The sequence below is a fragment of the Enemella dayhoffiae genome (assembly GCF_002250625.1).
Lineage (GTDB): Bacteria > Actinomycetota > Actinomycetes > Propionibacteriales > Propionibacteriaceae > Enemella > Enemella dayhoffiae.
This window is the reverse complement of record NZ_NMVQ01000044.1, coordinates 1-25,056: the sequence shown is the minus strand read 5'-3', so window position 1 is coordinate 25,056 and position 25,056 is coordinate 1. Positions and strand designations below refer to the sequence as shown.

Sequence of the window (25,056 nt, the reverse complement as noted above, 5' to 3'; positions counted from 1 at the left end):
CTCACCGCAGGTGACTGGCCCCGTTCAGGTCGAGCACGGCACCGGAGGCCCACTCCAGTTGAGGCTCGGCCAACATCACGATGGCGGCCGCGATCTCTTCGGTGGTGGCGATCCTGTTGAACGGACTCTGCGCCCGGGTGCCTGCGGCGCGGTCGTCGTCGAGGGCATAGCCGGCCATCTCGGTGTCGATGAAGCCCGGCGCGACCGTGGTCACGGCGATACCGTGCGGGGCCAGGCGCTGGGCCATCGACTGCCCGAACGCGTGCAGGCCGGCCTTGGCGGCGCCGTATGCGGGGATGTCCGGCTCACCTCGATAGGCGCCACGCGAACCGGTGTTGACGATCCGGCCGACCGGTACCCCGGCCGCGGGGGGCACCTCGATCATCTGCCGGGCCACGCACCAGGTCAGGTTGGCCGGGCCGAGCAGGTTGGTGGCGACGGTCTGCTGCCAGATCCTGGTCCAGTCCTGATAGCTGGTCGTCTCCAGTTCGTGGGTACCGCGCCGCGAACCGCCGGAGCCGGGTTCCGGGGCAACGATCATGGCCGCATTGTTCACCAGCACGTCGATCCGACCCAGCACACGCACCGCCGCATCGGTCAGCGCCGGGGCCTGGTCCGGGTCGGCGAGGTCGGCCGCGAAAAGGCCGTGCCCATCCCCCGGCAGCCCCGCCAGCACTTCTGTGGCGGCCTGCTCATTGCGGTGGAAGTGGACCAGCACCCGGTCGCCCCGCGCGGCGAAGGCGTACGCCGTCGCAGCCCCCACCCCACGGGAGGCACCGGTCACCAGAACCCCGCGGGAGCCGGTCGTGGCGGTTTGGGACTGCGACTTCGTCATCGGCCCAGATTGGACGCCGTTAAGAGCGAAACCCCTTGCGGCGAGGTTGCTTGACACCCCTGATGGGTGGGCCGAGTGTTGACCTGTCAGCAGCAACACGATCGCGGCAGTGTGCTTGCCCTCGAGGAAGGACGTCCAGTGGCAACCGAAACGGAATCACAGGGGGGAGAGGGCGCAGCCGGGGCAACCGAGCAGAGCGCCTCGCCGCACACTTCCGAGCGGCGCAGAGGCGACACCCGCGCCACCAGCGGGGGCACCACCCGCAGCCCGTCGACGGCCGCCGGGGGTGCGGCGGGAGCATCCAAGGTGGACACGGTGAAGAGCACCGACGGCACCGGACGGGAGTCCAAGGGAACCGCACTGGGCAAGGAGAACGACCGGCTGCGGGCCGAGCACGCGGAGACCCACCGGCGCTCACTGATCGATCTCGAGCTGGCCAGGACCAAGAACCGGCGCTGGACCGACTTTGGCCTGCTGCTGCTGCGCGTGCTGCCGATCATCATGGTCATGCACGGCATCCACAAGGCCCAGGGATACTCCGGTTTCCGCGACACTGTGGCCAAGAACCAGTTCGGCGCGATCGCTCCTGACGTCTTTGCTCTCATGATCGTCGCGGGCCAGATCGCTCTGCCGATCCTGATCGCGCTGGGGCTGTTCACCCGGCTGGCCGGGTTCTTCGAAGCGCTGATGATGGCATTCGTCTGGGTGCTGATGTTCATCCTGCAGGCCTGGATGGATCCGAAGACCGGCGGGATCAACGGCGAGTCCGCCCTGCTGTATGTGTTCCTCACCCTGCCGCTGGTGTTCACCGGAGCCGGTCGCTACTCGATCGATTACCTGATCGGTCGAGGCCGGGCCAAGACCCGAGCGGAGCGCCGGGCGGAGAAGCGCGCCGTCTGAGCCGAACCTGCCCGCGAATTGGGAGCGCCCCGGAGCCTTGGCTCCGGGGCGCTCTCGTCGTTGAAGAGGTCGATCAGATGTCGTCGCGATAGACCTCGCGACGCTCACCGACGCCGCCGGCGCCGCGGATGTCGTGCACCTCGCGGGTCCGAGACCGCGGGCGGTTCAGCACGATCTCGAGGATCAGCCAGATGGCTCCGGCCCCCGCGGCGATCCAGCCGATCATCGCCAGGTCGATCCCGTTGATCGCGTCCCGGACGGCAAGGGCCAGCACCAGGCCGATCACGATCAGAGCGATGGGTCCACCAATTCGGGCAGCACGCATGTCGACTCCTGTTCCGGGCCAGCGGCGGGCCCACGGCAGATTGTAAACATATGCCTGTTGACGAATCAGCCAGCCGTGCAGTCCCACATGTCCAGAATCGCTTGCCCCGGGCCGCCCGGAGGGGTCGTCGGATTCGCCCGTCCGCTGCTGGTGGAAGTGAACCGCACCGATCCGCCGTCCGCCCGGTTCACCACGGAGTACGTCTGCTCACCCTGCCCAGGATGCTCACGGAGGACCCGCGCCATCCTTCGCCATCCGGCCAGGTCGGGATCGGACAGGATGAGGGTCACTTCCCGTTCGGTCCAACGCAGTTCGGGCCGGGACGCGTCCGCCAGGAGCAGCTGCACGACGGCTGCTGGCCGTTCGAGCTGAGCGGGTGGGAGGTTGACCAGGTTCCTGTCGTGGGCGAGCTCGACGCGGGCAATCCGACCGGCATCAGGATCTGTGGCGATTCGCTGCCCGGCTTCCGCGAACCGCTCGGGCGCGAGCGTCAGATACAGCCCATCCCGGGTCAGGCGTACGCCCCGCACGCCGGGCAGCTGGCGAGCGCGCCGAGCCAGATCGACACCGGCCAGGGTTGTTGCGTCTGCGCCCACCACGGTCAGCCCGTCGTGTTCAAGGGTGACCTCGGCGGGGGTGGAGTTCGCCGACGCTGCCCTGGCCGCACCGGGCAGATCGGCCGACCCCAGCAGTACCTTCACCCTGGGCCGCTCCGCCAACACCGCCTCGATCTCGATCCGGGCCGGGCGAAACGGCCGCAGGGCCGCGAGCAGCGGGCTCAACCGCTCGGGCTCGGCGTCGACGAGAAAGCTGGCCACCTGTTCGGGCCCCTCCAGGGCGAGGATCCCCGGCCGCTCCGAGCCGCGGCGGGCCTCGCGCACCACCGGATCCTGCAGCAACTGCCCGGCCAGCGGCAGCAGATCCGCACCGCGGCGCAGGCGTACGCTGCTCTTCTCGGTCTCGAGGACCAGACTCTCCACCCGGCGGTCGGTGCGCCAACGAGTCAGGGCGTCGATCCGGCGTTGGTTCACCGCGGAGTCCAGACCCAACTCGACCCCGTGCCCGGACTGCTCGGTCACGACCAGGGCGACTCGCTGCCAATCGGACCGGTGTTCGGTGAGGTACGCCTGCAGGCGGGAGGCGAACTCGGGCAGGTCTGCTCCGGAGCGCAACTGTGCAGTGCCCACCCCATCGCGCGGCGAGGACCTGGTGTCCATCATCCACTCACGGTGTCGGACCTCCGCCGACGCGACCGCGGGATCGGCCCGCAACCAGCCCGCAAGCTCATCCGGAGCCGTGCGGCGATCCGCCCCGAGGCACCCGCTGAGCAGCGCGGCCAGCACCGGCACCAGCAGCCACCGCATCGCTCTCACCCGCCAACGGTAACGTTACGATGGGGCCGACGGCCGCTGGCATACCGAACGCGGCCATCGAGGAGCGGGCGAGAGCGATGGCGAGCACAGCACGGGGTCCGGCGATCTGCATCGGCGAATCGATGACCCTGCTGACTCCCCCGGCGGGATCGTCGCTGTCGCAGGCCGACTCGGTCGAGTTGCACGTGGCCGGCGCGGAGGGAAACGTCGCCTGCGGGCTCGCCCACCTGGGCGTCGACGTGGAGTGGCTCAGCCGCGTGGGAGCCGACCCGATGGGTCAACGGATCCTGGGTTTCCTGCGCTCACGAGGAATCGGCACCGACCGCGTCGAGGTGGACCCCGCCCGACCGACGGGCGTCATGTTCAAGGACCGGGTCGACGGACGCTCCGTGGTGCACTACTACCGGCGCGGGTCCGCGGCCGCGGCGATGGGCGCTGAGGTGCTGGGCGGCCTTGGTACACCCGCGCTGATCCACCTGAGCGGAATCAACCCGGTGCTCTCGGATTCCCTGGCCGAGTTGGCAGAGGGGCTGCTCGCCAGACGCGAACTGGGCAGGACTCCGATCAGCTTCGACGTCAACCATCGCCCGGCCCTGTGGTCGGCGGACCAGGCAGCGGAGCCGCTCGGGCGACTGGCCGACCTGGCCGATGTGGTCCTGGTGGGCCTGGACGAGGCCGAACGGCTGTGGGGGTGTACCACCGCCGAACAGGTTCGCAACGAACTGCCCGGGGCCCGCACCATCGTGGTCAAGGACGCCGACGTGGGCGCCTGGCACCTCGACGACACCGAAACCGTGTTCCAACCCGCGCTGAAGTTGGACATCGTCGACGTGGTGGGTGCCGGTGACGCGTTCGCGGCCGGCTATCTGGCCGCGCTGCTGAGCGGGCGTACGCCGCAGGTGCGGCTTCGGTTGGGGCACCTGCTGGCGGCGTTGACCATCCAGTCCACCGCAGACGCACCGCCGCTGCCCGACCGGTCGGTCCTCTGGGAACTGGCCGACACCGGGGCAGGCTGGGACCGGCTCACCGTTGGCCCCGCGGCCCTGGACGACGCAGAACTCCTACGAGGGAAGGAAACCCGGTGACCAACCTGGACGAACTGTTCAAGGATCAGCCGATCATGGCGATCCTGCGCAACATGGATCCCGACCGCAGTGTGCGGTTGAGCCGCACCGCCTGGCAGCTGGGCATTTCCCTGGTGGAGGTGCCGATCCAGACTCCCGATGCGGTGCCGTCACTGGAAGCGGTGCTCGCCGCGGCCCAGGAAGAGGGCCGCCCGGTCGGTGCCGGCACCGTGACCACGATGGACCAGGTCGGGTTGTGCGAGGAGCTCGGTGTGGCGTTCACCGTCGCCCCGGGACTGGACGCCGATGTGGTCGCCGAGTCCGAACGACTCGGCGTACCCCACCTGCCCGGAGTGGCCACCGCCAGCGAGGTGCAGCAGGCCATCCGATTGGGGTGCACCTGGCTGAAGGCCTTCCCGGCCAGCCTGCTCGGCAAGGAGTTCTTCCCTGCCATGGGCGGACCGTTCCCGCGAGTCAACTTCGTGGCCACCGGCGGCATGAACGCCCACAACGCCAAGGAGTTCCTGGATGCCGGCGTGCGCTGCGTGGCCGTCGGATCGGCGTTGGAGGACGAGGCGCAGCTCCCCCAACTGGCCCAGCTGATCGGTCGGTGATCCCCGATCGCCGGGGGTTGGCACGGTTGGGGTAGACTGGCCCAGTCCCGTACCCGTTCTGCGTACGGGCCTTGAGACATCAGTCGATGCCATCGCGTCGCGGCACGGCCGCGCCGGGCAGAACCGACCGCATCAACGTTCTTCGGAGAATTTCCCTGACAAGCAACACTTTCGGCGCGCTCGGCGTGCCCACTCCCCTGGTTGACGTCCTCGCCGCCCGAGGCATCACCTCCCCCACCCCGATCCAGGCGGCCACCCTTCCCGATTCGCTCGCCGGCCGCGACGTGCTCGGCCGCGGCCGCACCGGTTCGGGCAAGACCTTCGCCTTCCTGCTGCCGCTGGTCGCCCGGCTCGCCGAGTCCGGCACCCCGCGTCGCGCCAAGCAGCCGCGCGCGCTGGTTCTCGCCCCCACCCGTGAACTGGTGAACCAGATCGCCGAGGCGCTGGCTCCGCTGGCGGAGGCGTACGGCCTGCGCAGCCGCACCGTCTTCGGCGGTGTCGGCCAGAACCCGCAGGTGACCGCGCTGCGTGCCGGTGTGGACATCGTGCTGGCCTGCCCCGGTCGGCTCGAGGACCTGATCGGCCAGGGACACTGCGACCTGTCCAAGGTCGAGATCACCATCCTGGATGAGGCAGACCACATGGCCGACCTCGGATTTCTGCCCGGAGTCAAGCGGATCATGGGTGCGACTCCGCGGAAGGGACAGCGGATGCTGTTCTCCGCCACCCTGGACGCCGGGGTGAATCAACTGGTGCAGCGATTCCTCGACCGGCCGGTGACCCACGAGGCCGACTCGGAGCAGTCCCCGGTCGCCACGATGACCCACCACGTGCTTCACGTGACCCCCGACGCGCACCTCAAGGTGCTCACCGACCTGGCCGCCGCGCCGGGGCGTACCGTCGTGTTCACCCGGACGAAGTATCGGGCGAAGAAGTTTGCGCGGCAGCTGAACGCGGCCGGAGTGGCGGCCGTGGAATTGCACGGAAACCTGTCCCAGAACGCCCGGACCCGGACCATGGACGCGTTCCACAGCGGCGCGGCGCAGACGCTGGTCGCCACCGATATCGCCGCCCGCGGCATCCACGTCGACGACGTTTCGCTGGTCGTGCACGCCGATCCCCCCGTCGAGCACAAGGCCTATCTGCACCGCTCCGGCCGGACCGCCCGCGCGGGCAACGAGGGCACCGTGGTCACGCTGATGACCGACGAGCAGGTTCGCGATGTGCGCGACCTGACCCGCAAGGCCGGGGTACGCCCGACCACGACCCGGGTCGACGTCGGGCATCCGCTGCTGCAGGAACTGGCCCCCGGTGAGCGCGTCTTCCCCGGTCCGCACCGCGTCGAGGTACCGGCCCAGCAGCCGTCGGCATCCCACGGCGGTGGCGGCGGACGCCGCCGCTCCGGCGGAGGTCGCTCGGGTGGAGGTCGCTCGGGCGGAGGTCGCTCGGGCGGTGATCGGCCGAGCGCGGGTGAGGCACCCGCGGGCCGCACCGGTGGTCAGCGCGGCGGTGCGGGTTCGCGCGGCCGGCGCAGCACCAGTTCCGGCGGCGGCAGCGCGGCGAAGTTCTCCGCGTCGATGGGCCGCGGTCGGCGCTAGTCCTCGGCCTGCTCCCGACGCCGCCGTCGACGCAGGGTTCTGCGCTCGACGCGGCGGACCAGGCTGGCGAGCTGGGTCCGGGTCATGGTGACCGTGCCGTCGCCGTGCACCGGCAGCCGCCAGTTGCGCCAGTGGGCGATCACCGCCAGCGCGGACCCGGCCAGCACGCCCACCACCATCACCAGCACCCCGTTCAGGGCCAGGCTGTGCCCGGCGACGGTCAGGCCCGCCGCCAGCAGTGCGGGGGTGGCGTACAGACGGTTGCCGCCGAACACCTCCGGCACGCTGCCGACCGCGATGTCGCGGATCATCCCACCGCCGAGCCCGGAGATGATGCCCAGCACCGCGAATCCGGTGATGTCGAAGCGCCGCTGCCGGGCGATCAGACCACCGAGGACACCGTTGAGCGCCACACCGAGCAGGTCGATGATGCGGAACGCGAGGCTGAGCTCATCGGGCACCGATCCGGTATAGCACGGGGCATCCGACGAGCGGCGGAACGCCGGTGTGACGAAACCACCGCGGCCTACGCTGACGGCGGAACCTGACCCAGAGGAGCACCTCATGTCTCACCCGGGCAATGGTTGGCAGTCCAACCCGAATCAGCCGCCCCATCAGCCCGGCGGACAGCCGCCCTTCCAGCAAGGTGGCCAAGGGCCCTACCCGCCGGGTGGCCAGCCTCCGTTCGGCGGTCAACAGTCCTGGGGTCCGCAGCAGCAGCCGCCCGGGCAGTACGGGGGGCCGGGCGGCCCGCCGCCGATGGGTCTGCCACCGAAGAAGAAGGGCGGCGTCGGGAAGGTCATCGGCATCATCGTCGGGGTCGTGGTGCTGCTGTTCGCGGGTCTCGTCATCATCGGCCTGACCGTCGGTGATCAGGACCCCACCGCGGAACCTACGGCTCGTGGGACCACCACCCCGACGGCCGCGAAGACCGCGGCCGACAAACCCGGCAGCCGTGACTTCAAGCAGCTCAAGGAGGGGGATTGCCTGAGGATCATCCCCAAACCGGGCGCCACGCCGAAGCCGGACGGGAGCATGGAGATCAACCACGAGGAGGCGGGCTGCGAGAGCAGGGGCGGTGGTGTCATCTACAGCGTCGGCAGCGTGTCCAAGGGCCAACTCCAGTGCAGCAACGACAACTACATCGAGTACTACCAGACCTCCAGCAACGCCGAGACCGCTGCGCCGGAGGACCGTAGGTACACCGCCTGCCTGATGCCGCGGTTCGCCAAGGACACCTGCTATGGCGAGGATTCCAAGACGGGGGGCTTCGTCGCGTCCGCCTGCGATCCGAAGGCGATCCTGAAGGTGGTCGACGTCATCGAGGCCGACGATCCCAGCAAGTGCAAGGGATCGACCGCGATGAACTTCCCCAAGCCCGCGCGAACCTATTGCGTCGTCAAGCCCTGACCTTCGCCGGCGGTCGAGGCGATCAGCCGGCCGCCGGCTCGGCGACGGACTCGTGCAGCTCGGCGGCGTGCCGGCCGAACCTGTCCACCGCCGGACCGAACTCGTGGCCCAACCGAAGCGCCGACCCCGACACGTCACCCTGATATCGACCCCCGAGGGCGATCAGTTGCGCCCCCGCGGCAGCCACGCTGACGATCAGTTCCTCGACGCTGGGGACGTCCTCGGGACGGTGTACGCCGGTGACGACGACCCTGGCGCGGGTCTCGATCACCGCCTCGGCCCAACTCTCCGCAGGGAGGTCCGCACCCAGGTAGCGTACCCGGATTCCCTGCTCCTTCAGCAGAATCGCGAACGCCAACAGGCAGATCTCGTGCCGGGCGCCGGCCGGGAGTCCGATCAGCACCATCGGGCCGTCCCCCTGGGGCAGGGCATCCCAGACGACGCCCAACTGACGCATGATGGCGGCGCTGACGCCGTGCTCACCCCCGATGGAGACGTCCCCCCGTAGCCACGCCCGCCCCAACAGCTCGAGCATCGGCACCATCCAGTTGTCCACGAAGTCGACGAACGGGCGATCCTGCAGGCAACAGGCGAAACTCTTCTCCAGCTGTCGGATTGAGTGTGGGCCCTCCAACGCCTTGATGAACGCGGCCGGGGTCAACCGAGGGCCCGCGTCATCGCGCGCCCCGACGATCAGCGCGGCCTCCCTCGCCTGCAGCCCCTCGGCCAGCAGCCGGGTCATCCGTCGGATCTGGGCCAGCGCGGCCTCGTCGTACAACCGATAGCGAGCCTGGGTCCGGGCCGGTGTGGGGAAGCCGTAGCGGCGCTCCCACGCTCGCAGCTTGTCGGCCGACACGCCAGTGCGCCGGGCCGCCTGGCCGATGGTGTACACCCGGCACCTCCTTCGCTGGACCGTTCCGGGAAACACTCACTCCTCAGTACCATAGGCCGAGAAGCCGACTCACGATACCAGCCTGCGGTCAGGCGGACAGCCGGTCGTCAACGCCGGTCCGGCTGATTGACCGTTCTTGGTCGTACCCCTAGGGTCAAGGGAGTTGGACAAACATTGGACACAGGTGGACGGCGGGCCGCGAATGGCGTACGGAGCGATGGCACCCACCACCCAGGACCGCGTCGTGCTGCTCGACGAGGCCGGGGGTGAGACTGGCACGGCCGCGCGCGCCGCGGTGCACACCACCGACACCCCGCTGCACCTGGCCTTTTCCAGCTATCTGGTGGATGCCGCCGGACGCGTGCTGATCACGCGCCGGTCCCTGTCCAAGGTCGCCTGGCCCGGGGTGTGGACGAACAGTTGCTGCGGGCACCCTCGTCCCGGTGAGGACGTCGCCGATGCCGCCCGGCGTCGGATCCGTCAGGAGCTCGGGCTCACGGTCCGCGACCTGCGCTGTGCCCTGCCCAACTTCCGCTATCGCGCCACCGACGTGACCGGCATCGTCGAGAACGAGCTGTGCCCGGTCTTCTGGGGCCGGGTCGACCCCGCCGAGTTGCAGCCCGACCCCGACGAGGTCATCGAACACGCCTGGGTCGAATGGCCGGACCTGGTCGCGGCGGTCCGCGCCACACCGCAGGTGTTCAGCCCATGGTCGGTGTCGCAGGTCCCGCTGTTGGAGGGCGGGCCCTCGCTGACGCGAGAGCCTGGTTCGCGCTCAGCTGGTCACCGGACCGTCTCGGAATTCCTTGGCGACGTGGACAGGCTGCTGCGTTCCGAGGTCGCCGAACTGCAGCAGCGCTGGTCCGAGCTGACCGGTGGCGCCCCGGCCGAGGTGCTGCCCGGACACCTCCCCGACTGGCTGAGCGAGCAGTTGTCCGCCGGCGGGAAGCGGCTGCGGATCCGCTTGGTGCACTGGGGTCATCTCGCGGCGGGCGGTGACTCTGAGCCGACGGCGTACGCCCAGTTGGTGCGGCTGGCCAGCGCTCTTGAGGTGCTGCACCAGTTCGCCCTGGTGCACGACGACGTGATGGACCAGTCGGCCTCCCGCAGGGGTCGACCGTCGGCGTACGTCGAGGCGACCCGCGCGCACATCGCAGCCGCCGGCCGCGGCGGGGCGGAACGCTTCGGCGAAAACCTCGCGATCCTGCTCGGCGATCTCGCCCACAGCCTGGCCGACCAGTTGGTCGATCCGCTTCCAGCCGAGCAACGGGCACTGTGGTATCGCCTGTGCACCGAGCTGATCGCCGGGCAGGGCGCGGACCTGACCGGCGCGGCAGCCGGGCGCAGGGACCGCGCGCACTCCGAACAGGTGGCCAGGCTGAAGTCCAGTCGCTACAGCGTGGAACGGCTACTGGAACTTGGCGCGCTGGCTGCCGGTGCCGGGCCTGCGCAACGGGCGGCCCTGTTGGAGTGCGGGCAGCATCTGGGCCGCATCTTCGCCCTGCGCGACGACTTCCTCGGGGTCTGGGGGGATCCGGAGTTGACCGGAAAACCGGCCGGTGATGACCTCGCCGAGGCGAAGGCCACGGTGATTCTCGCGCTGGCCACCGATCGCTTGACCGGCGCGGCGGCGGAGGCACTGGAAAGGTTGGGCACCCGGGACCAGCGCCCGGACGACGTGGCCGTGGTGACCGAGGCCCTCGATGCCGCGGGAATCCGCACCGAGATTGAAGAAATGATCGCCGCAGAGGTGTCCTGCTGTGACACGCTGTTGGACACGGCTCCGCTGACCCCGGCGGGGGTGGCGGGTCTGCGGGCCGAGGTGCGCGCGATCGCTTGGCGGGACTCGTGAGAGTTGCCGTCGTCGGCGCGGGGCTGGCCGGGCTCGCCGCCGCCCTGCACCTGGCCGGCGCGGGCCATCGGGTCACCGTGCTGGAGCGGGAATCGTTGCCCGGCGGGCGTTGCGGCACGATCAGCCAGGACGGGTTCACCTTTGACTCCGGGCCGACCGTCTTCACCATGGTCGACCTGCTGGAGCAGGCGTTCCGGGCCGTTGGCAGGACTCACCACGACTTCGTCCAGTTGCGGCTGCTCGATCCGGCTTACCGGGCCTGCTTCGCCGACGGGTCCGAGTTGCACGTGCGGCACGGGCACGAGGCGATGCGGGCCGAGATCGCTCGTGAGTGCGGGGCCCGCGACGCGGCCGCCTTCGACAGTTTCGTGCACTGGCTGCGAAAGCTCTATCTGGCCGAGCTGCCGCACTTCATCGACGCCAACTTCGACAGCCCGCTGGACCTGCTCCGGCATCCCGGTGCGGCGGCCAGGCTGGTGCGCCTCGGCGCGTTCGGTCGCCTCGGTCCGGAGATCGAACGCCGCTTCACCGATCCGCGGTTGCATCGCATCTTCAGCTTCCAGGCGATGTACGCCGGACTGGCCCCCGCCCAGGCGCTCGCCCTCTATGCCGTGATCACCTACATGGACTCCATTGAAGGCGTGTGGTTTCCCGAGGGTGGGATGCGCGCCGTCCCGGCCGCAATGGCCGCCGCAGCAGCAGAATCCGGGGTCGAGCTGCGCTTCGACTGCCCGGTGGAGGAGATCACCCATCACTCCGGTCGGGTCACCGGCGTACGCCTGGCCGACGGGGAGCAGGTGGGTGCCGACGCGGTCGTCTGCACCGCTGACCTGCCGGTGGCGTACCAGCGTCTGCTGCCGGGGCTCCGCGCGCCGCGGGCGGCTCGCAAGGGCCTGTTCTCCCCCTCCTGCGTGGTCTGGCACCTCGGCGTGCGCGGCGCTCCCCCGCCGCGGGCGACCCACCACAACATCCACTTCGGGAACGCCTGGCAGGACGCGTTCGACGATCTGCTGATCCGCGGCCGGGTGATGCGAGACCCGTCGCGATTCGTCGCGGTTCCGTCGCTGGACGACCCGGGCGCCGCACCTGAAGGTTGCACGAGTCTCTATGTGCTCGAGCCCACCCCCAACCTGCAGACGGGCCGGATCGACTGGCACGCCGAGGGCCCCCGGGTCCGGGAACGAATGCGGGAATCCCTGACAAGGTGGGGATATCCGGTCGAAGTGGTCACCGAGCGACTGGTCACCCCGGACGACTGGCAGGTCCAGGGAATGGCAGCCGGTACGCCGTTCGCGCTGGCGCACACCTTCGGCCAGACGGGGCCGTTCCGCCCTCGCAACGCGGACCGACGGGTCCGGGGCCTGGTGTTCGCCGGATCGGGAACCACCCCAGGAGTCGGCATCCCGATGGTGCTCATCTCGGGCCGGTTGGCCGCCGCACGGGTCGAGGAGTTCCTTCGGTGACGCAAGAAGTGGTCACGACGAACAACCTGGCGGTTGGCTACCGGCAGGCGGCCCGGATCACCCGCCAGCACGGCACCACATACTACTGGGGCACCCTGCTGCTGCCGCCCCGGCAACGCCGGGACGTCTTTGCGGTGTACGCGTTGTGCCGACTGGCCGATGACATCGTCGACGAGCCCGACTTCCGCCACCCGTCGGTGCCACCCTCCGGTACGCCCGCCGAACGACTGGCGGCCTTTCGGGGCTGGTTCTTCAGCGGACTGGCCGACGGCGGCGTGGCTGACCCCCTGCTGGCGGCAGCCGTGGACAGCATTCGCCGTCGGGGAACGGACCCCGAATGCTTCGAACGGTTCTTCGACGCGATGGCGCTGGACCTCACCCGGACCACGTGGGCCAGCTGGCCGGCGCTGCGCGACGGCTACATGGAGGGTTCGGCCGCGGTGATCGGTGAGATGATGCTGCCGGTGCTGGAGCCGCTCAGCCCCGCGGCTCGGGAACCGGCGCGGGCGCTGGGGTTGGCGTTCCAGCTGACGAACTTCCTGCGAGACGTCGGTGAGGACCTGGACCGGGGGCGGGTCTACCTGCCGCAGGACGAGCTCGCCGCGCACGGCGCCGATCCCTGGTTGCGCCGCGTGACACCGGCCTGGCGGTCGTTCATGGCGGAGCAACTGGTGCGCAACCGGGAGCTGTATCACCAGGCGCGCGCAGGCCTGCCGCACCTCCCGGGCGGCTCCCGGCGCTGCGTCGGCACGGCGCTGATTCTCTATTCGCGCATCCTGGATCGGATCGAGGCGGCCGACTTCGACGTGTTCTCCGGCCGGATCCGGGTGCCTCGACGCGAAAAGCTGGCCGGGTTCGCCCGCGCCGCGTTGCCGGGCGGAGCTCGGCGATTCGCGATGGCCGAGGATGGAGCATGATCCGCCCGCCCACGAACCCACTGCGACGGCTGCCGCAACCGCCGGCCCGCGCCCTGCGCTCCACCTGGCGCGACGCGAGCCCGCGCCGGATCGAACGTGCCCTGGAGCTGGCTCAGCAGCGTAATCCCGGCGGGTGGTTGGTGGCCGGCGCCTCCCGCGATCTCCGCACCGAGTCGGTGGTGCGTCACCTGGCCGGACGGGAGGTGGCGGTGTGGCGCGGAGCAGACGGCACCGTGCACGCCGGCCCGGGGGCCTGCCCGCACCTTGGCGCGAAGCTGGAGGCGTGCACGGTGGCCGGGCAGGACCTGCTGTGCCGGTGGCACGGGATGGCGCTGCCCCGCGAGGCGGGCGGGGGTTGGCGAGAGTTTCTTGCGTACGACGACGGGGTGTTGCTCTGGGTACGCCTGCCGCTCGCCGATGAGCAGCCGACCGAGCGCCCGCTGCTCCCGGAGCGGCCGCCGGTCGACGGCTCGATCGCTGCGGTGGTGAGCGTGGCGGGCACCTGCGAGCCCGCCGACATCCTGGCGAACCGGCTGGACCCGTGGCACGGCGCCTGGTTCCACCCGTATGCGTTCAGCCACCTGCGCGTCGTCGAAGAGGCGAGCACCGAGGACGCACTCGTGGTCGAGGTGGCGTTCCGGATCAACCGCACCTGGGGAGTGCCGGTGCTGGCCCGGTTCACCACCCCGGACGCTCGGACGATCACCATGCAGATCGTCGAGGGCGAGGGCGCCGGCAGCGTGGTGGAGACCCACGCCACCCCGCTGGGACCGGACCGGGAGGGCCGCCCGCGCACGATGATGACCGAGGCCACCATCGCCCACTCCCCCCGCCCGGGATTCCTGCTGGCACGGCGGATGGGGCCGCTGGTGCGGCCGCTGATCCGTCGCAGCGCACGACAGCTGTGGGTGGACGACTTGGCGTACGCCGAGCGTCGGTTCGCGCTGCGCGAGGCGCGCTGACCGTGGACCGATTCCAATACCTGCTGCTGATGGCGGGGTGCCTGCTGATCACCCTGCCGCTGGAATTCGTGATCGGGGCGCGGGTGTGGCGGCGCCCGCGCCGGTTGTTGCTGGCGCTGCTACCGACGGTGTTGCTGTTCTCGGTGTGGGACGTCGCCGGGATCATTCGCAACCACTGGTCCTACAACGAACGCTACGTCTCGGGTATCCACCTCGGGGTGATGCCGCTGGAGGAGTTGGTCTTCTTCATCGTCATCCCGATCTGCGGGCTGCTCACCTACGAGGCCGTCGGCCAGGTGCTGCGCCGGTTCACCGGACGGCGGCCCGATCATGGGTGAATACACCGTGCTGACCCTGCTGTCGGTCGTGGTCGTGGTGGTCCTCGAGCTCGCCTGGCTGCGCACCGGCATCTTCCGTTCACTGCAGTTCTGGCTGACGCTCGGGATCGTCTTCTTCTTCCAGTGCCTGGTCGACGGGTGGCTCACCAAGCTGTCCGCGCCGATCGTGCTCTACAACCGGGAGCAGTTCTCCGGGATCCGTTTCCCGTGGGACATCCCGGTCGAGGACTTCGGATTCGGGTTCGCGATGGTCACGCTCACGCTGCTGGTCTGGCGGACCCTTGGACGGAAGGAGAACGCGTGAGCACGACCGAGGCGTTCGACCGCGGCTCTCGACGCTATGACCTGCTCGTCTCGCTGAATCCGGGCTATCACCAGCACCTGCGCAGTGCCGCCGCCGAGCTGGCCCGCCGGATCGCAGGGCGACGCGGTGACCGGGTCGGGTGGCGGTTGCTGGATCTGGCCTGCGGTTCCGGCGCATCCACCCGAGCCCTGGTGGAGGCGGCGCCCGCCGGCAGCCGCATCGAGGGGCTGGACGCGTCCAACGGCATGCTCGAGCGGGCCCGGGCGAAGCGCTGGCCCGACGGAGTTTCCTTCACCCAGGCGGTTTCCGGCGAGCTGGCGGTGGAACGGTTTGCTCCGGGGAGTCACGACGGGATCTTCTCGGCGTACCTTTTTCGCAACGTGAGCGAGGATCGACGCGATCTTGCGGTGCGAGAGGCGTATGACCTGTTGGCGCCTGGGGGTTGGCTGGTGGTTCAGGAATACTCGGTACGTGGTCGTTGGCGGGCCGAGGTGAGCTGGACCGCGGTCTGTTGGCTGGTGATCATCCCGCTGGCGATGCTGCTGGACCGCAACCGCTCGCTCTATGCCTATCTGTGGCGCAGTGTGCTTGATTTCGATACCACCGCACAGTTCATGGACCGGTTGACCCGCGCCGGGTTCACCGATGTGGCCACCCGCACCGTGCCGGGCTGGCAGCGGGGAATCCTGCACACGTTCGTCGCCCGGCGACCGGAGGAGTCGGCGTGAGCCGGCCCGGCCGGGATCGTCGCGCGGTCCGCCATCCCGGCCCCGCCGGGTCTGCGCGGGTGACTGAGGAACTGCGGGTCAGCGTGGTCGGCGGCGGGATCGCCGGGCTGGCCGCGGCCACCGTGCTGGCGGAGCGCGGGGTGCGGGTGACCCTGTTCGAGGCCGACGACCGGCTGGGTGGCCGGGTGGCGGCGTGGCCGCTGCCGGGAGGCGACGGGCGCACAATGAGTCGCGGGTTCCACGCCTTCTTCCGCCAGTACTACAATCTGCGGGCACTGCTGCGGCGTACCGATCCCGGCCTCGAACGCCTGCGCCCGGTCGGGGACTATCCGCTGCAGCGACCCGACGGCATGCGCGACTCGTTCTCCGGCATCCCGCGGACGCCACCCTTGAGCGTGCTCGGATTCGTGGCCCGCAGTCCCGCATTCACCCCGGCCACGCTGGCCCGGGTCAACGTGCCCGCCGCGCTGGAGCTGTTACAGGTCAGCTTTCCCGGCCACCACGCCCGCTACGACGGTGAGTCGGCGGCGGATTTCCTGGACCGGTTGCGATTCCCGCGGGCCGCGCGGGATCTGGCGCTGGAGGTGTTCGCCCGCTCTTTCTTCGCCGATCCCAGCGAGTTCTCCGCCGGGGAGCTGGTGGCCATGTTCCACGCCTATTTTCTCGGCTCGGCCGAGGGGCTGCTCTTCGACGTGCCCGATGAGGACTACGACACCGCGCTCTGGGCACCGTTGGCCGAGCGGCTGCGCCGGCTCGGGGTCGAGCTGCGCACCGGTTGCCGGGTGGCCGAGCTAGGGCGCGACGGCGTACGCCTGGCCGGCGGCGAGCTGGTCTCCGGTGACGCGGTGGTGCTCGCGGTAGACCCGGGCGCGGCCCGCGCGATGCTCAGCCGGGTGGACGATCCGGCGGTCGACCTGACGGACTGGAAGACCCGCGTCGCCGCGACGCGCAATGCGCCGCCGTTCGTGGTGGTGCGGCTGTGGCTGGACGGCCAGGTCGCCCCGGAGCGGCCCGCGTTCCTGGGCACCAGCGGTTATGGGCCGCTGGACAACGTGTCGGTGTTGGAGCGCTTCGAGGCGGGTGCCGCCCGGTGGAGCCGGGAGCACGGCGGGTCGGTGGTCGAGCTGCACGCCTACGCCTGCAGCGATTCCGTGCTGGCCGACGCGGACGCGCGGCAGCAGACCGTGGCCGAGTTGGAGCGGCAGTGGCATCGGATCCATCCCGAGGCGGCGCACCACCCGGTGCTGCACCGGGAGGTGCTGGTGCGCGACGACTGCACGCTGATCACACCCGAGCGGTGGAGTGATCGACCCGGGGTCAGCACCCCGTGCGACTGGTTGGTGCTCGGGGGCGACTGGGTGCGCTGTGACTATCCGGTCGCGCTGATGGAACGCGCCGCGACCACCGGCATCCTCGCTGCCAACCGACTGCTCGAGGGCTGGGGTGCGGCCGGCGAGGACTTGTGGACGGTCCCGATGCGCGGGCTGCTCGCCCGCTGACCCCGGCCTGCTTCTCAGCCCCGGCGGGGATTCCGGCGGGCGATCTCTGTGCTGAGGGCGGTGGCGAAGGTCGTCCAGGCGGCGTACGCCCCCAGCACGACGGCGTTGTGCGGACGGGTCGCGGCTGCCCGTCGGGTCAGGTCGGCCGAGCTCGCCGCGAGCAGCGCCGCCTCCGCAGCGGCCAGCCACGGTCGGCGGGATCGGAAGAACAGCCCACTCCAGGTGGCGTTCAGCGCCAGGTTCACCGCCAGGGCGATCCTGAACCGGTTTGCGTCTTCGGCGCGGTCGTTCTCGACGAGTTCCGTGATGGTGGCCGTCGAGGCGGCCCAGATGCCGCCATAGAGGGCGCTCCAGGCGATCGGGAACACCACGGCGGGCGGCTGCCAGGCGGGCTTGTCCAGCGAACGGTACCACCGCGAATCGGGTTGGGTGAGCAGTGACCCGGCGAGCGCGGCGGCGAGTACGCCAGCTCCCAAGGCGAGGGCGGTGCGGCTCCAGCGCTTGGCCTCCTGGTCGGTGACGGAGCTGCGGACCGCGTCGTCGAAGCCGGTCAGTCCCCCTTCCGGGTCGCCGAGGTCGCGTCGGGCGTCGTGCTCATCAGCCACCGCGTCGTGGATCAGGCTGCCGACCAGCGGTCGGGCCACCCCGGCCGAGACGGGGGTGACCAGACCGACCCACCGGCTGGCCAGGCGCGGGGTGAGCACCGGTGCGATGCCCATCCGGCGAGGCATCAGGCCGGTGGCGGCGGCATAACGCTTCATCATCTCGACGTAGGTGAGCACCTCGTCCATGCCGATGTCGTAGCTGCGGTTCACCTCCCGGGGCAGGGATGCGGCGCGCACCAGGTAGTGCACCACGTCGACGTCCGCGATCGGCTGGATGCGGTTCTTCAGCCAGCGGGGTCCGAACGCGATCGGCAGCCGCTCGGTGAGATGCCGCAGCATCTGGAAGGACGCCGATCCCTTGCCCAGCACGATTCCGGCCTGCAGGACCGCGGTCGGCACGCCCGATTCGAGCAGGATCCGGCCGACTTCGACGCGCGAGCCGAGGTGGGCGGACAGTTCGCCCTCGGGATGCAGTCCACTGAGATAGACGATCCGCTCCACGCCCGCAGCCTCGGCCGCGGCGGCGAATCCCTCGGCCAGGTTGCGATCGCGGTCGACGAAGTCGCCCTGTCCGTCCATCGAGTGCAGCAGATAGTAGGCGACGCGCACCCCGGTCAGGGCCCGGTCGAGATCGCCACGCTCGGTGGCGTCCCCCTGGACCACGTCGACCCGGTCGCGCCAGTCGGGGTTGAGCTTCTGCGGGCTTCTGGCGAGGACGCGTACGCCAAACCCCTCCGCCAGCAGGGCGGGGACGAGCTGGGCGCCGACGTGCCCGCTGGCGCCGGTGACCAGGGCGATGGGTCGCTGCATTTCGTTCAACCTCCGTGAGTGAGGACGAGCGGCAGCAGGAACAGCATGCCGAGCGACCAGGTGAGATGGGACACGATCGGACCGAGGACGCCTCCGGTGACCCGGCGCTGGGCGCCGGCGAGCAGGCCGAGGGAGGCCGCGGCGAAGGTCAGCAGGGGTACGCCGGACAGGAGCGTGGAGGCGGCGTACAGGACGGTGGAGCCGAGCAGGTTCCACCTCCTGGGCAGTGCGGCGAAGACCGCACCGCGGAAGAACAGCTCCTCGGAGATCCCGTTCAGCGCGGTGATCAGTGCGACCACCCACAGCGATCCGAACCGGGCGTGATCGAGCAGTGACTCGACTGGGTCACGGAGCAACGGGATCTGCGCGATGACCAGGGCGCCGGCGCAGAACACGCCGAGCAGTGCCGCTCCGAGCAGGAATCCCTGCAGCACAGCGAATCCGTCGTGCCGGCCGGATCTGGTGTTGGCCCGGCCAAGGTGCAGCCGACCCGAGGCGAACGCGCCGCCGGCCCAGAGCGCGGCGACCCCGAGCGTGGCCGGATAGAACAGCGGATCACCGGGACGGATGGTCAGCGCCAGCCCGAGCGTGATCGCCCCGGCCAGCAGGACCCCGGCCACCACTATCCGACGCCGGCGCAGCCTCGCCACGGACTCCCGGTGGTCCCGGGGCACCGGGTCGACCAAGGAAGCCCGCAGGAACGAGCGCACCTCGCCGACCGGATTCACTCTCGCCAGTCTGGTGCGCGAGGCCCGGATTGTCGACAGGCTCCGGGTGATTTTTGTCCAAAGTTTGTCCAGGATGCCCGTCGGTCATCATCCCGACCGAACCCGGCTGGCGGCCCGGCCCGAACCGCCGGTACCCCTTGTGTCTGCACACCATCATTCGCCAGACTCCCAACATGTTGCGGCCGACCCGCTCCTCGCCCTTGTCGCCGCGCTGATCTGTCTGTTCGCTGGGGCCGGCGCCCCGGCGTACGCGAAGGACCTGCCACCGGGCAATCCGAAGGCCCACTGTGGCCGCGCCGATCGGATCAGGGTGCCGCGTGCGGAGAAGCAGCAGATGGCCAGTCTGACCGACCTCACCACGGCCGGCACCACGGTCAGCGGGCACACCAACGTGAACGACTGGGCCGGGTTGAACGCGCCGGGCACCGTCAACCCGAGCGGTGTGCCGGGGATCCAGATCGACGGCTGTTTTCCCGACACCAGCACCATCAACACCTGGCTGGAACCACGATCCGCAGTTCGTGATCCGGGTGCCCGACAACTGGAACGGCAAGCTGGTCTTCACCGGCGTGCCGGGCGTCCGCACGCAGTATGCGAACGACTTCATCGTCAGCGACTGGGTGCTGGCCCTGGGGTACGCCTTCGCCTCCACCGACGAGGGCAACTCGGGCATGAAGTTCTACGAGGACGGGGCCCAGCCCGGGGACGCGATCGCCGAGTGGCATAACCGCTTCACCGAGCTGACCGTCGCCGCGCAGCAGGTGATGAAGCAGCGCCACGTCCGCCCGGTGCAGCAGACGCTGGCCGTCGGCACCTCCAACGGCGGTTATCTGGTGCGCTGGCAGCTGGAGAATCATCCCGCCCACCGGGCCATCCTGACGGCGGGGTTCACCCCGGGTTCTGAGTACCTGTGGCCGTTCCACCACAAGGTCTACTGGGATCTGACCCAGCGCTTTGTCGTGAGGAGTTGGATCCGGCGTACGACGGGGCGCTGCAGGCCGGGATTCCCTTCTGCACAAGCGGATCGCCCAACTGCGACGCCGACTACGATCTGGCCACCAGGCCGCATTCAGTGCGCGACGCGATCGCCAGGATCTCGCTCACCGGGCGGATCGACAAGCCGATGATCACCGTGCACGGCACCCACGACTCGCTGCTGCCGATCACCCTTGACTCGGACGTGTACGCCGAGATGGTCAACGCGGCCGGCATGGGCGGCCAGCACCGCTACTACCGGATCGAGAACGGCAACCACACCGACGGGTTGTACGCCCTGTTCTCCGACAAGATCCGCCCGCTGCTGCCGTGCGAGCGGACCGCTTTCACCGCCCTGCAGACATGGGTCGACCGTGGTACGCCACCGCCGCCCAACAGGACCGTGCCGAAGCCCACGAGCGGTGATCTGGTGAACACCTGCTCACTGGGGTGAGGAGCCGCCCGAACCCTTCTCGGGGTGCTGATCGTTGTTGTCGTCACTGAACGGCGCGTCGCCCTCACGTTCGGACTCCTCGCGCACCTGGCGTCCCTCCTCGCGCAGCTCCCGACGCTTCTTCTCCTTCTTCTCGCTCTGCCTGGTGTCACGGGGCGGCAGTTGCAGGGTCTCCTCGGCCTCGAGGCCCGCCTGCAGCTGGCGTGAGCGCTCCATCTCCGAGTCGATCTCGGCCCCCAGCAGCAGTGCGATGTTGGTGATCCAGACCCACAGCAGGAATATGATCACCCCGGCCAGCGCGCCGTAGGTCTTGTTGTAGTTGGCGAAGTTGGCGACGTAGAGCCCGAACAGCGCGGACAGGACGATCCAGATGACGACCGCGATGACCGATCCGATGCTGATCCAGCGGAACTTCGGCTGCTGCACGTTGGGGGTGAAGTAGTACAGCAGCGCGATGATGACGACGACCACGAGCAGGATGAGCGGCCACTTCACCACCGCGAACACGGTCTGGCCCAGGCTGCCGAGCCCGATCATCCGGGTCACCGATTCGGCGATCGGCCCGCTGACGACCAGGCCGATCAGCACGAGCGACACCAGCGTCACGACGACTGCCGTCAGCAGCACCATCTGCAGGCGAAGTTTCCAGACCGGGCGTCCCTCGTCCACCTCGTACACCCGGTTCATGGCCCGACCGAAGGCGCCGACGTATCCGGAGGCGGACCACAGGGCACCGAGCAGGCCGGCGACCAGCGTCCAGCCGGAGGCACCGGAGGTGGCCATCTGGGTGATCGGACCGCGAATCTGTTCGACGACATCCGCGGGCGCGAACCCGCCGATCAGTTCCAGGACCGTGGCCACGGTCTGCTGGGACTGCCCCACCACCCCGACTAGCGAGAACACCGCCAGTAGTCCGGGAAACAGTGCGAGCACCGAGAAGTAGGTGAGCGTCGCCGCCAGGTCCGTCCCCTGATCGTGGGTGAACTCGCTCAGCGCGTTGCGGAGGGTGAGCTTCCACCCGCCGCCACGGATCTGTTTCGGATGCTGTGGTTTGCGCCGGTCGTCGGGATCCGGAACGTCGGCCTTCTCCGCAGCGGTTTCGGACGCCATCACGCACCTCCCAGTGCCTCGTCAGTGAGCGGCCGCAGGTCGAGCCGTCCCCACACCCGCTGCCGCATGGTCGATCTGGGAGAAGATACCCACAAAGATGGTCGACGAACCGGGAACCGGCCCCCGCGTCGCGTCATGGGGCGCCTCAAAGTCTCCGGACACCCCGGGGCGGTTCATCGTCTAGCGCCTCGATGATGTGGGCGAAGTCGGTGGACGATCGGCTGAGCCGGTAGAGGTCAGCGACGATGATCGCCGATGCCTGCCCGTCGCGGATGGTGGCGAGGGCTTGGTCGAGTGCGGGTCGTGTCCGGCCGTTGTCGTGGAACTCGCCGCGGACCTCGTAGCCAAGCTCCACCGCGAGCCGTTGGCAGGCGGCGCGCTGGTGAGGGTGAGTTGTCCGGTTCGGGCGGGCGCTGCGGGTGTAGATCACGGCGCCCATCAGGCCACGCTCGCCATCGGGTACTCGACGGACTGAGCCTCGTTCATGCGGCGGGCGCGGCGACGCTCGACGGCATCCTGGACGCGGGCGCGGACGGAAGGATCACGCTGACCGGGCCCATGATGAGGAACTTGAGCGCGTTCCAGCAGAACACGAGCACAAGGAGACTCAGCCAGCCGGGGCCACCGTCCTCGATCAGCGTGAGGCAGTAGTTCACTGCGAGGAAGTACGGGACGGCGAGGAGCATCGCGGGTGGCTGCAAGGCGTCGCCTTCTTCCTCACCGCACCGGTGAACGATCGCGCCACGGTCACCGGAGCCCGCGCCGCCACCAGCTACGGTGAGCACGTCGCCAGTGAGCTCGCCTCAGATCTGCCCCATGCCGAGCGGATCATCGTGGCAGGCGGCGCCTACGGCATCGACGCCGCCGCACACCGAGCCGCGCTCGTCTCGGGCGGGCATACCCTCGCCGTCATGGTGGGCGGTCTGGATCGCCTCTACCCGTCCGGCAACCGCGAGCTGCTGCAACGAGCCGGCGACCTCGGACTGCTCGCCAGCGAAATGGCACCCGGCGCAGCGCCGACCACGTGGCGGTTTCTCGCGCGCAACCGCATCCTCGGTGCCCTCTCCGGTGCCACCGTCATCGTGGAGGCCGGCTACCGCTCCGGCTCCTCAACATCGCGGCCCGCGCCGCGCGGCTCGGCCGCCCGGTCGGTGCCGTGCCCGGCCCGGTTACCAGTGCCGCCAGCTCTGGCACGTACCGGCTCCTGCGCGAAGGCGTCGCCTCCCTCGTCACGGACACCGCCGACGTCATGGCCCTCCGTAGCGGGCGATCTTCCACCGATGCTACCTGGACGAGTGAGTCCGGTCGTTTCAGGTGTTCCTGGTCGTTCGTACGACGAGTTTGCCGCGGGCGGTGCCGTCTTCCATGAGCTGGTGGGCGTCTCGGACGCGGTCGAGGTCGAAGACCCGATCGACGGGAACGGTCGCTGCGCCTGCGGCGACGTCGTCGAGGTAGCCCTGGAGGACGGTGGCGGGCAGGTCGGCGGAGCCGCCGGTGTAGGCGGTGAGGCGGACGCCGCGGGGGAGATAGTCGATGGGATAGAAATCCTTGACGATCCACTCGTTGGAGAGCATGCCGATGAAGCAGACGGTGCCGTGAACGCGGGTGGCGCGGAGGGTATCGGGCAAGGTGGGCGTGCCGACGAGTTCGATCGCCCCGTCCACGCCCTCGGGAACGGTCGCGCGGACCTGACCGGCGATGGTGCCGTCGTCGATGAGGACGTGGTCGACGCCGATGCGGGTGAGCGTGTCGGTCTTGCTGGGGTCGCGGGTGGTGGACAGCACGGTCATCCCGTGGCGTTTGGCGAGGATGGCGGCGGCCATCCCGACCGAGGAGGTCCCGCCTCGGACGAGAAGGGTTTGCCCGGGTTGGGCGTCCAGGCCAATGGTGAGGGATCCGTAGGCGGTTTGCAGCATCACGGGGACCGCTCCCAAGGTGGCCCAGTCCAGGGTGGAGTGGAAGGGGATGACTTGGGAGACGGGGACGGTGGTGTACTCGGCGTATCCGCCGTCAAAGCTGCGGCCCATCCCGCCCGTCAGAGTCATTACCTGTTGCCCGGGCTGGTAGGTGCCGGTCGGGTCGGTGTCGATGGTGCCGGTGGCTTCGATGCCGAGGATGCGTGGGTAGGTGACCGCATCACCGGCGTATCCGAGGCGGGTGTGTAGCTCGGAACGGTTCAGGCCGAACGCTTCGACCTTGATCCGTACCCAGCCCGGCCGGGGCTCAGGGATCGGGAGGTGGCGCAGGTGGAGGTTAGTGACGGGGCCGGGTTCGTCCAGGACAATCGCGCGCATCGTGTCGGTCATCAGGACTCCGTCCGGGTCGTTCCCGCGTGTGCGGGGTGGTCGAGTTGGTCATGCAGCCAGTTCATCTCGGCGGTGCGGGTGGCGCGGGCGGAGATCAGGATGCCGCGCCGGTAGGGGTCGGTGACCTCGGAGGCCCGCAGGGGGTGGTCGCCGTCGTAGAAGAAGCTCGCCGGCTGTTCCAGGAACGCCAGCCGCCGCCGCAGCACCGCGTCCCGTTCCTGGGCACTGGGAAGGAGGGAGAGGAAGGCCAGGACGATGAAGAACCGGCTGCCGTCGGTGATGTCGTGCCCGCCCGCGTCCCGCAACAGCACATGCAGGCGGTCCCGCCCGGTGTCAGTCAGGTGCAGCACCCGGCGGGTGGTCGCCCCCGCCCCGGGCTCGCGGGTCTCGGTGAGTGCGCCGGCGCCTAGGAGGCGGGTGATGGCGGGATAGATCGTGCCGTCGCTGATCGTGCGGGCATGCCCGTGCAGTTGCCCCATCCGGCGGCGCAGCTCATACCCGTGCATGGGCCCCTCGGCGAGGAACCCCAAGATCATCAACACGATCACATCCCGATGCTAGCACCTCGAACCGATGCACTACGATTCGAGGTATACACCGGGTGCGAGTCGTGCTCCGCGGCTCGGCATGGCCGGTGACCTGGCGTGTCCATGGACTGGTTGAGAGGGCTGGGGTGTGGGGATCGCGTTCGAGGGGGTGTCCAATACCTACCCGGGTGGCTCTGTTGCAGTGGAGGGGTTCTTGCTGGAGGCGGCCGGGTACCCCTTGTCGTCAGGCGTAAGGAGTACGCAGGCGAAACCTGTGGCTTCGTTCGCTTGGTGGCGGGGTTTTTGCAGCGCTCCGTGGCGGTCTTGTTGCCGCGATCGCGCAGGACTGGCTGCAGGTAGGTGTCGCGGTCTGAACCGAGAGGGGTGCGCCCGGTCGGGGCCGTTTGGATCGCTGCCGCTACGTCAGAGTCCGAAGGCTCCGCCGCTGACGAGGATCACGATGCCGA

At 69.6% G+C, this 25,056-nt stretch carries 26 protein-coding genes and 3 pseudogenes; 17 read left to right on the top strand and 12 right to left on the bottom strand.

Features of this window, described 5'->3' with window-relative positions; translation table 11 throughout:
- Nucleotide 1: 1 nt before the first annotated feature.
- The gene (locus tag CGZ93_RS15140; protein WP_094364991.1) at nucleotides 2-835 is read right to left on the bottom strand and encodes an SDR family NAD(P)-dependent oxidoreductase; all 834 of its coding nucleotides are present in this window, start codon (nucleotides 833-835) and stop codon (nucleotides 2-4) included.
- Between the two features lie 315 nt (nucleotides 836-1,150).
- Here CGZ93_RS15140 and CGZ93_RS15135 point away from each other — a divergent pair, with 315 nt between their 5' ends.
- Nucleotides 1,151-1,735, top strand: coding sequence for a DoxX family protein (locus CGZ93_RS15135; RefSeq protein WP_094364990.1), 585 nt, complete (start codon nucleotides 1,151-1,153; stop codon nucleotides 1,733-1,735).
- 73 nt (nucleotides 1,736-1,808) lie between these two features.
- On the opposite strand, the gene CGZ93_RS15130 is transcribed toward CGZ93_RS15135, so the two are convergent.
- Together CGZ93_RS15130 and CGZ93_RS15125 are read right to left on the bottom strand one after the other, a co-directional pair.
- The gene (locus CGZ93_RS15130; RefSeq protein WP_094364989.1) at nucleotides 1,809-2,060 is read right to left on the bottom strand and encodes a DUF6458 family protein; all 252 of its coding nucleotides are present in this window, start codon (nucleotides 2,058-2,060) and stop codon (nucleotides 1,809-1,811) included.
- Between the two features lie 65 nt (nucleotides 2,061-2,125).
- Nucleotides 2,126-3,433 (bottom strand): hypothetical protein, encoded by a 1,308-nt coding sequence (locus CGZ93_RS15125; RefSeq protein WP_141211242.1) that lies wholly within the window; start codon nucleotides 3,431-3,433, stop codon nucleotides 2,126-2,128.
- 77 nt (nucleotides 3,434-3,510) lie between these two features.
- Here CGZ93_RS15125 and CGZ93_RS15120 point away from each other — a divergent pair, with 77 nt between their 5' ends.
- From CGZ93_RS15120 to CGZ93_RS15110, 3 genes are all read left to right on the top strand, one after another.
- Nucleotides 3,511-4,518, top strand: a complete 1,008-nt coding sequence (locus CGZ93_RS15120) for a sugar kinase (RefSeq protein WP_094364987.1) — start codon at nucleotides 3,511-3,513, stop codon at nucleotides 4,516-4,518.
- A complete protein-coding gene (locus tag CGZ93_RS15115) occupies nucleotides 4,515-5,111 on the top strand; it encodes a bifunctional 4-hydroxy-2-oxoglutarate aldolase/2-dehydro-3-deoxy-phosphogluconate aldolase (RefSeq protein WP_094364986.1) in 597 nt (198 codons plus the stop codon). Before CGZ93_RS15120 ends, CGZ93_RS15115 begins: the two co-directional genes overlap by 4 nt.
- Nucleotides 5,112-5,296: 185 nt before the next feature.
- Entirely contained in the window at nucleotides 5,297-6,709 is a 1,413-nt protein-coding gene (locus CGZ93_RS15110; RefSeq protein ID WP_229117499.1) for a DEAD/DEAH box helicase, read from the top strand.
- On the opposite strand, the gene CGZ93_RS15105 is transcribed toward CGZ93_RS15110, so the two are convergent.
- Nucleotides 6,706-7,170, bottom strand: a complete 465-nt coding sequence (locus CGZ93_RS15105) for a TRIC cation channel family protein (protein WP_229117498.1) — start codon at nucleotides 7,168-7,170, stop codon at nucleotides 6,706-6,708. The two genes, CGZ93_RS15110 and CGZ93_RS15105, sit on opposite strands and share 4 nt — an antisense overlap.
- A 103-nt stretch (nucleotides 7,171-7,273) precedes the next feature.
- On the opposite strand from CGZ93_RS15105, the gene CGZ93_RS15100 reads away from it, so the two are divergent.
- Entirely contained in the window at nucleotides 7,274-8,119 is an 846-nt protein-coding gene (locus tag CGZ93_RS15100; protein WP_176451797.1) for a hypothetical protein, read from the top strand.
- A 22-nt stretch (nucleotides 8,120-8,141) separates the two neighbouring features.
- Here the strand turns inward: CGZ93_RS15100 and CGZ93_RS15095 are convergent, their stop codons facing one another.
- Nucleotides 8,142-9,011 carry a MerR family transcriptional regulator gene (locus tag CGZ93_RS15095; RefSeq protein WP_176451796.1) on the bottom strand — a complete coding sequence of 290 codons (870 nt, stop codon included), beginning with the start codon at nucleotides 9,009-9,011 and terminating at the stop codon, nucleotides 8,142-8,144.
- Nucleotides 9,012-9,213: 202 nt separating this feature from the next.
- Between CGZ93_RS15095 and idi the strand changes: the two are divergent.
- The 9 genes and pseudogenes from idi to CGZ93_RS15055 form a co-directional block, all read left to right on the top strand.
- Nucleotides 9,214-9,765 (top strand): annotated as a pseudogene (idi, locus tag CGZ93_RS19900) (isopentenyl-diphosphate Delta-isomerase); the annotation flags it as partial.
- A 60-nt stretch (nucleotides 9,766-9,825) separates the two neighbouring features.
- Nucleotides 9,826-10,863 (top strand): polyprenyl synthetase family protein, encoded by a 1,038-nt coding sequence (locus CGZ93_RS19895; protein WP_324252452.1) that lies wholly within the window; start codon nucleotides 9,826-9,828, stop codon nucleotides 10,861-10,863.
- Entirely contained in the window at nucleotides 10,860-12,326 is a 1,467-nt protein-coding gene (crtI, locus tag CGZ93_RS15085; RefSeq protein ID WP_229117497.1) for a phytoene desaturase family protein, read from the top strand. Before CGZ93_RS19895 ends, crtI begins: the two co-directional genes overlap by 4 nt.
- Nucleotides 12,323-13,243 carry a phytoene/squalene synthase family protein gene (locus CGZ93_RS15080; protein WP_229117496.1) on the top strand — a complete coding sequence of 307 codons (921 nt, stop codon included), beginning with the start codon at nucleotides 12,323-12,325 and terminating at the stop codon, nucleotides 13,241-13,243. The genes crtI and CGZ93_RS15080 overlap by 4 nt, the downstream gene beginning before the upstream one ends.
- Nucleotides 13,240-14,205 (top strand): DUF5914 domain-containing protein, encoded by a 966-nt coding sequence (locus CGZ93_RS15075; protein WP_094364978.1) that lies wholly within the window; start codon nucleotides 13,240-13,242, stop codon nucleotides 14,203-14,205. Before CGZ93_RS15080 ends, CGZ93_RS15075 begins: the two co-directional genes overlap by 4 nt.
- A gap of 2 nt (nucleotides 14,206-14,207) precedes the next feature.
- Nucleotides 14,208-14,543 (top strand): lycopene cyclase domain-containing protein, encoded by a 336-nt coding sequence (locus CGZ93_RS15070; RefSeq protein ID WP_141211241.1) that lies wholly within the window; start codon nucleotides 14,208-14,210, stop codon nucleotides 14,541-14,543.
- Entirely contained in the window at nucleotides 14,536-14,847 is a 312-nt protein-coding gene (locus CGZ93_RS15065) for a lycopene cyclase domain-containing protein (RefSeq protein ID WP_094364977.1), read from the top strand. Before CGZ93_RS15070 ends, CGZ93_RS15065 begins: the two co-directional genes overlap by 8 nt.
- Nucleotides 14,844-15,575, top strand: a complete 732-nt coding sequence (locus tag CGZ93_RS15060) for a class I SAM-dependent methyltransferase (protein ID WP_094364976.1) — start codon at nucleotides 14,844-14,846, stop codon at nucleotides 15,573-15,575. Before CGZ93_RS15065 ends, CGZ93_RS15060 begins: the two co-directional genes overlap by 4 nt.
- Before the next feature lie 59 nt (nucleotides 15,576-15,634).
- Nucleotides 15,635-17,074 (top strand): NAD(P)/FAD-dependent oxidoreductase, encoded by a 1,440-nt coding sequence (locus tag CGZ93_RS15055; protein WP_324252451.1) that lies wholly within the window; start codon nucleotides 15,635-15,637, stop codon nucleotides 17,072-17,074.
- Nucleotides 17,075-17,088: 14 nt separating this feature from the next.
- On the opposite strand, the gene CGZ93_RS15050 is transcribed toward CGZ93_RS15055, so the two are convergent.
- Nucleotides 17,089-18,489, bottom strand: coding sequence for a tryptophan-rich sensory protein (locus CGZ93_RS15050; RefSeq protein ID WP_176451795.1), 1,401 nt, complete (start codon nucleotides 18,487-18,489; stop codon nucleotides 17,089-17,091).
- 5 nt (nucleotides 18,490-18,494) lie between these two features.
- Entirely contained in the window at nucleotides 18,495-19,217 is a 723-nt protein-coding gene (locus CGZ93_RS15045; protein WP_094364973.1) for a CPBP family intramembrane glutamic endopeptidase, read from the bottom strand.
- A 440-nt stretch (nucleotides 19,218-19,657) separates the two neighbouring features.
- Here CGZ93_RS15045 and CGZ93_RS20150 point away from each other — a divergent pair.
- Together CGZ93_RS20150 and CGZ93_RS19610 are read left to right on the top strand one after the other, a co-directional pair.
- Nucleotides 19,658-19,984: pseudogene (locus CGZ93_RS20150) on the top strand (hypothetical protein); the annotation flags it as partial.
- A 143-nt stretch (nucleotides 19,985-20,127) separates the two neighbouring features.
- Complete coding sequence (locus CGZ93_RS19610; RefSeq protein ID WP_407643953.1) at nucleotides 20,128-20,646, top strand: 3-hydroxybutyrate oligomer hydrolase family protein; 519 nt, start codon at nucleotides 20,128-20,130, stop codon at nucleotides 20,644-20,646.
- On the opposite strand, the gene CGZ93_RS15035 is transcribed toward CGZ93_RS19610, so the two are convergent.
- From CGZ93_RS15035 to CGZ93_RS15025, 3 genes are all read right to left on the bottom strand, one after another.
- On the bottom strand, nucleotides 20,635-21,756 hold the full coding sequence (locus tag CGZ93_RS15035) for a YihY/virulence factor BrkB family protein (RefSeq protein ID WP_229117493.1): 1,122 nt from the start codon (nucleotides 21,754-21,756) through the stop codon (nucleotides 20,635-20,637). The genes CGZ93_RS19610 and CGZ93_RS15035 overlap by 12 nt on opposite strands.
- 145 nt (nucleotides 21,757-21,901) lie before the next feature.
- Nucleotides 21,902-22,195 (bottom strand): recombinase family protein, encoded by a 294-nt coding sequence (locus tag CGZ93_RS15030; RefSeq protein ID WP_094364972.1) that lies wholly within the window; start codon nucleotides 22,193-22,195, stop codon nucleotides 21,902-21,904.
- Nucleotides 22,196-22,238: 43 nt separating this feature from the next.
- The gene (locus tag CGZ93_RS15025; protein ID WP_176451794.1) at nucleotides 22,239-22,541 is read right to left on the bottom strand and encodes a hypothetical protein; all 303 of its coding nucleotides are present in this window, start codon (nucleotides 22,539-22,541) and stop codon (nucleotides 22,239-22,241) included.
- Between CGZ93_RS15025 and CGZ93_RS20145 the strand changes: the two are divergent.
- Nucleotides 22,485-22,811, top strand: a pseudogene (locus CGZ93_RS20145) (DNA-processing protein DprA); the annotation flags it as partial. The gene CGZ93_RS15025 and the pseudogene CGZ93_RS20145 overlap by 57 nt on opposite strands.
- A 255-nt stretch (nucleotides 22,812-23,066) precedes the next feature.
- On the opposite strand, the gene CGZ93_RS15015 reads toward CGZ93_RS20145, so the two are convergent.
- Nucleotides 23,067-24,062 carry a zinc-binding alcohol dehydrogenase family protein gene (locus CGZ93_RS15015; RefSeq protein ID WP_094364970.1) on the bottom strand — a complete coding sequence of 332 codons (996 nt, stop codon included), beginning with the start codon at nucleotides 24,060-24,062 and terminating at the stop codon, nucleotides 23,067-23,069.
- Entirely contained in the window at nucleotides 24,062-24,610 is a 549-nt protein-coding gene (locus CGZ93_RS15010; RefSeq protein ID WP_094364969.1) for a PadR family transcriptional regulator, read from the bottom strand. The genes CGZ93_RS15015 and CGZ93_RS15010 overlap by 1 nt, the downstream gene beginning before the upstream one ends.
- Between the last annotated feature and the right edge of the window lie 446 nt (nucleotides 24,611-25,056).

Coding starts and splice junctions, on each gene's coding strand:
- CGZ93_RS15140 (WP_094364991.1), bottom strand. CDS start 835: ATGACGAAGTCGCAGTCCCAAACCGCCACGACCGGCTCCCGCGGGGTT.
- CGZ93_RS15130 (WP_094364989.1), bottom strand. CDS start 2,060: ATGCGTGCTGCCCGAATTGGTGGACCCATCGCTCTGATCGTGATCGGC.
- CGZ93_RS15120 (WP_094364987.1), top strand. CDS start 3,511: ATGGCGAGCACAGCACGGGGTCCGGCGATCTGCATCGGCGAATCGATG.
- CGZ93_RS15100 (WP_176451797.1), top strand. CDS start 7,274: ATGTCTCACCCGGGCAATGGTTGGCAGTCCAACCCGAATCAGCCGCCC.
- CGZ93_RS15075 (WP_094364978.1), top strand. CDS start 13,240: ATGATCCGCCCGCCCACGAACCCACTGCGACGGCTGCCGCAACCGCCG.
- CGZ93_RS15065 (WP_094364977.1), top strand. CDS start 14,536: ATGGGTGAATACACCGTGCTGACCCTGCTGTCGGTCGTGGTCGTGGTG.
- CGZ93_RS15050 (WP_176451795.1), bottom strand. CDS start 18,489: ATGCAGCGACCCATCGCCCTGGTCACCGGCGCCAGCGGGCACGTCGGC.
- CGZ93_RS15035 (WP_229117493.1), bottom strand. CDS start 21,756: ATGGCGTCCGAAACCGCTGCGGAGAAGGCCGACGTTCCGGATCCCGAC.
- CGZ93_RS15030 (WP_094364972.1), bottom strand. CDS start 22,195: ATGGGCGCCGTGATCTACACCCGCAGCGCCCGCCCGAACCGGACAACT.
- CGZ93_RS15015 (WP_094364970.1), bottom strand. CDS start 24,062: ATGACCGACACGATGCGCGCGATTGTCCTGGACGAACCCGGCCCCGTC.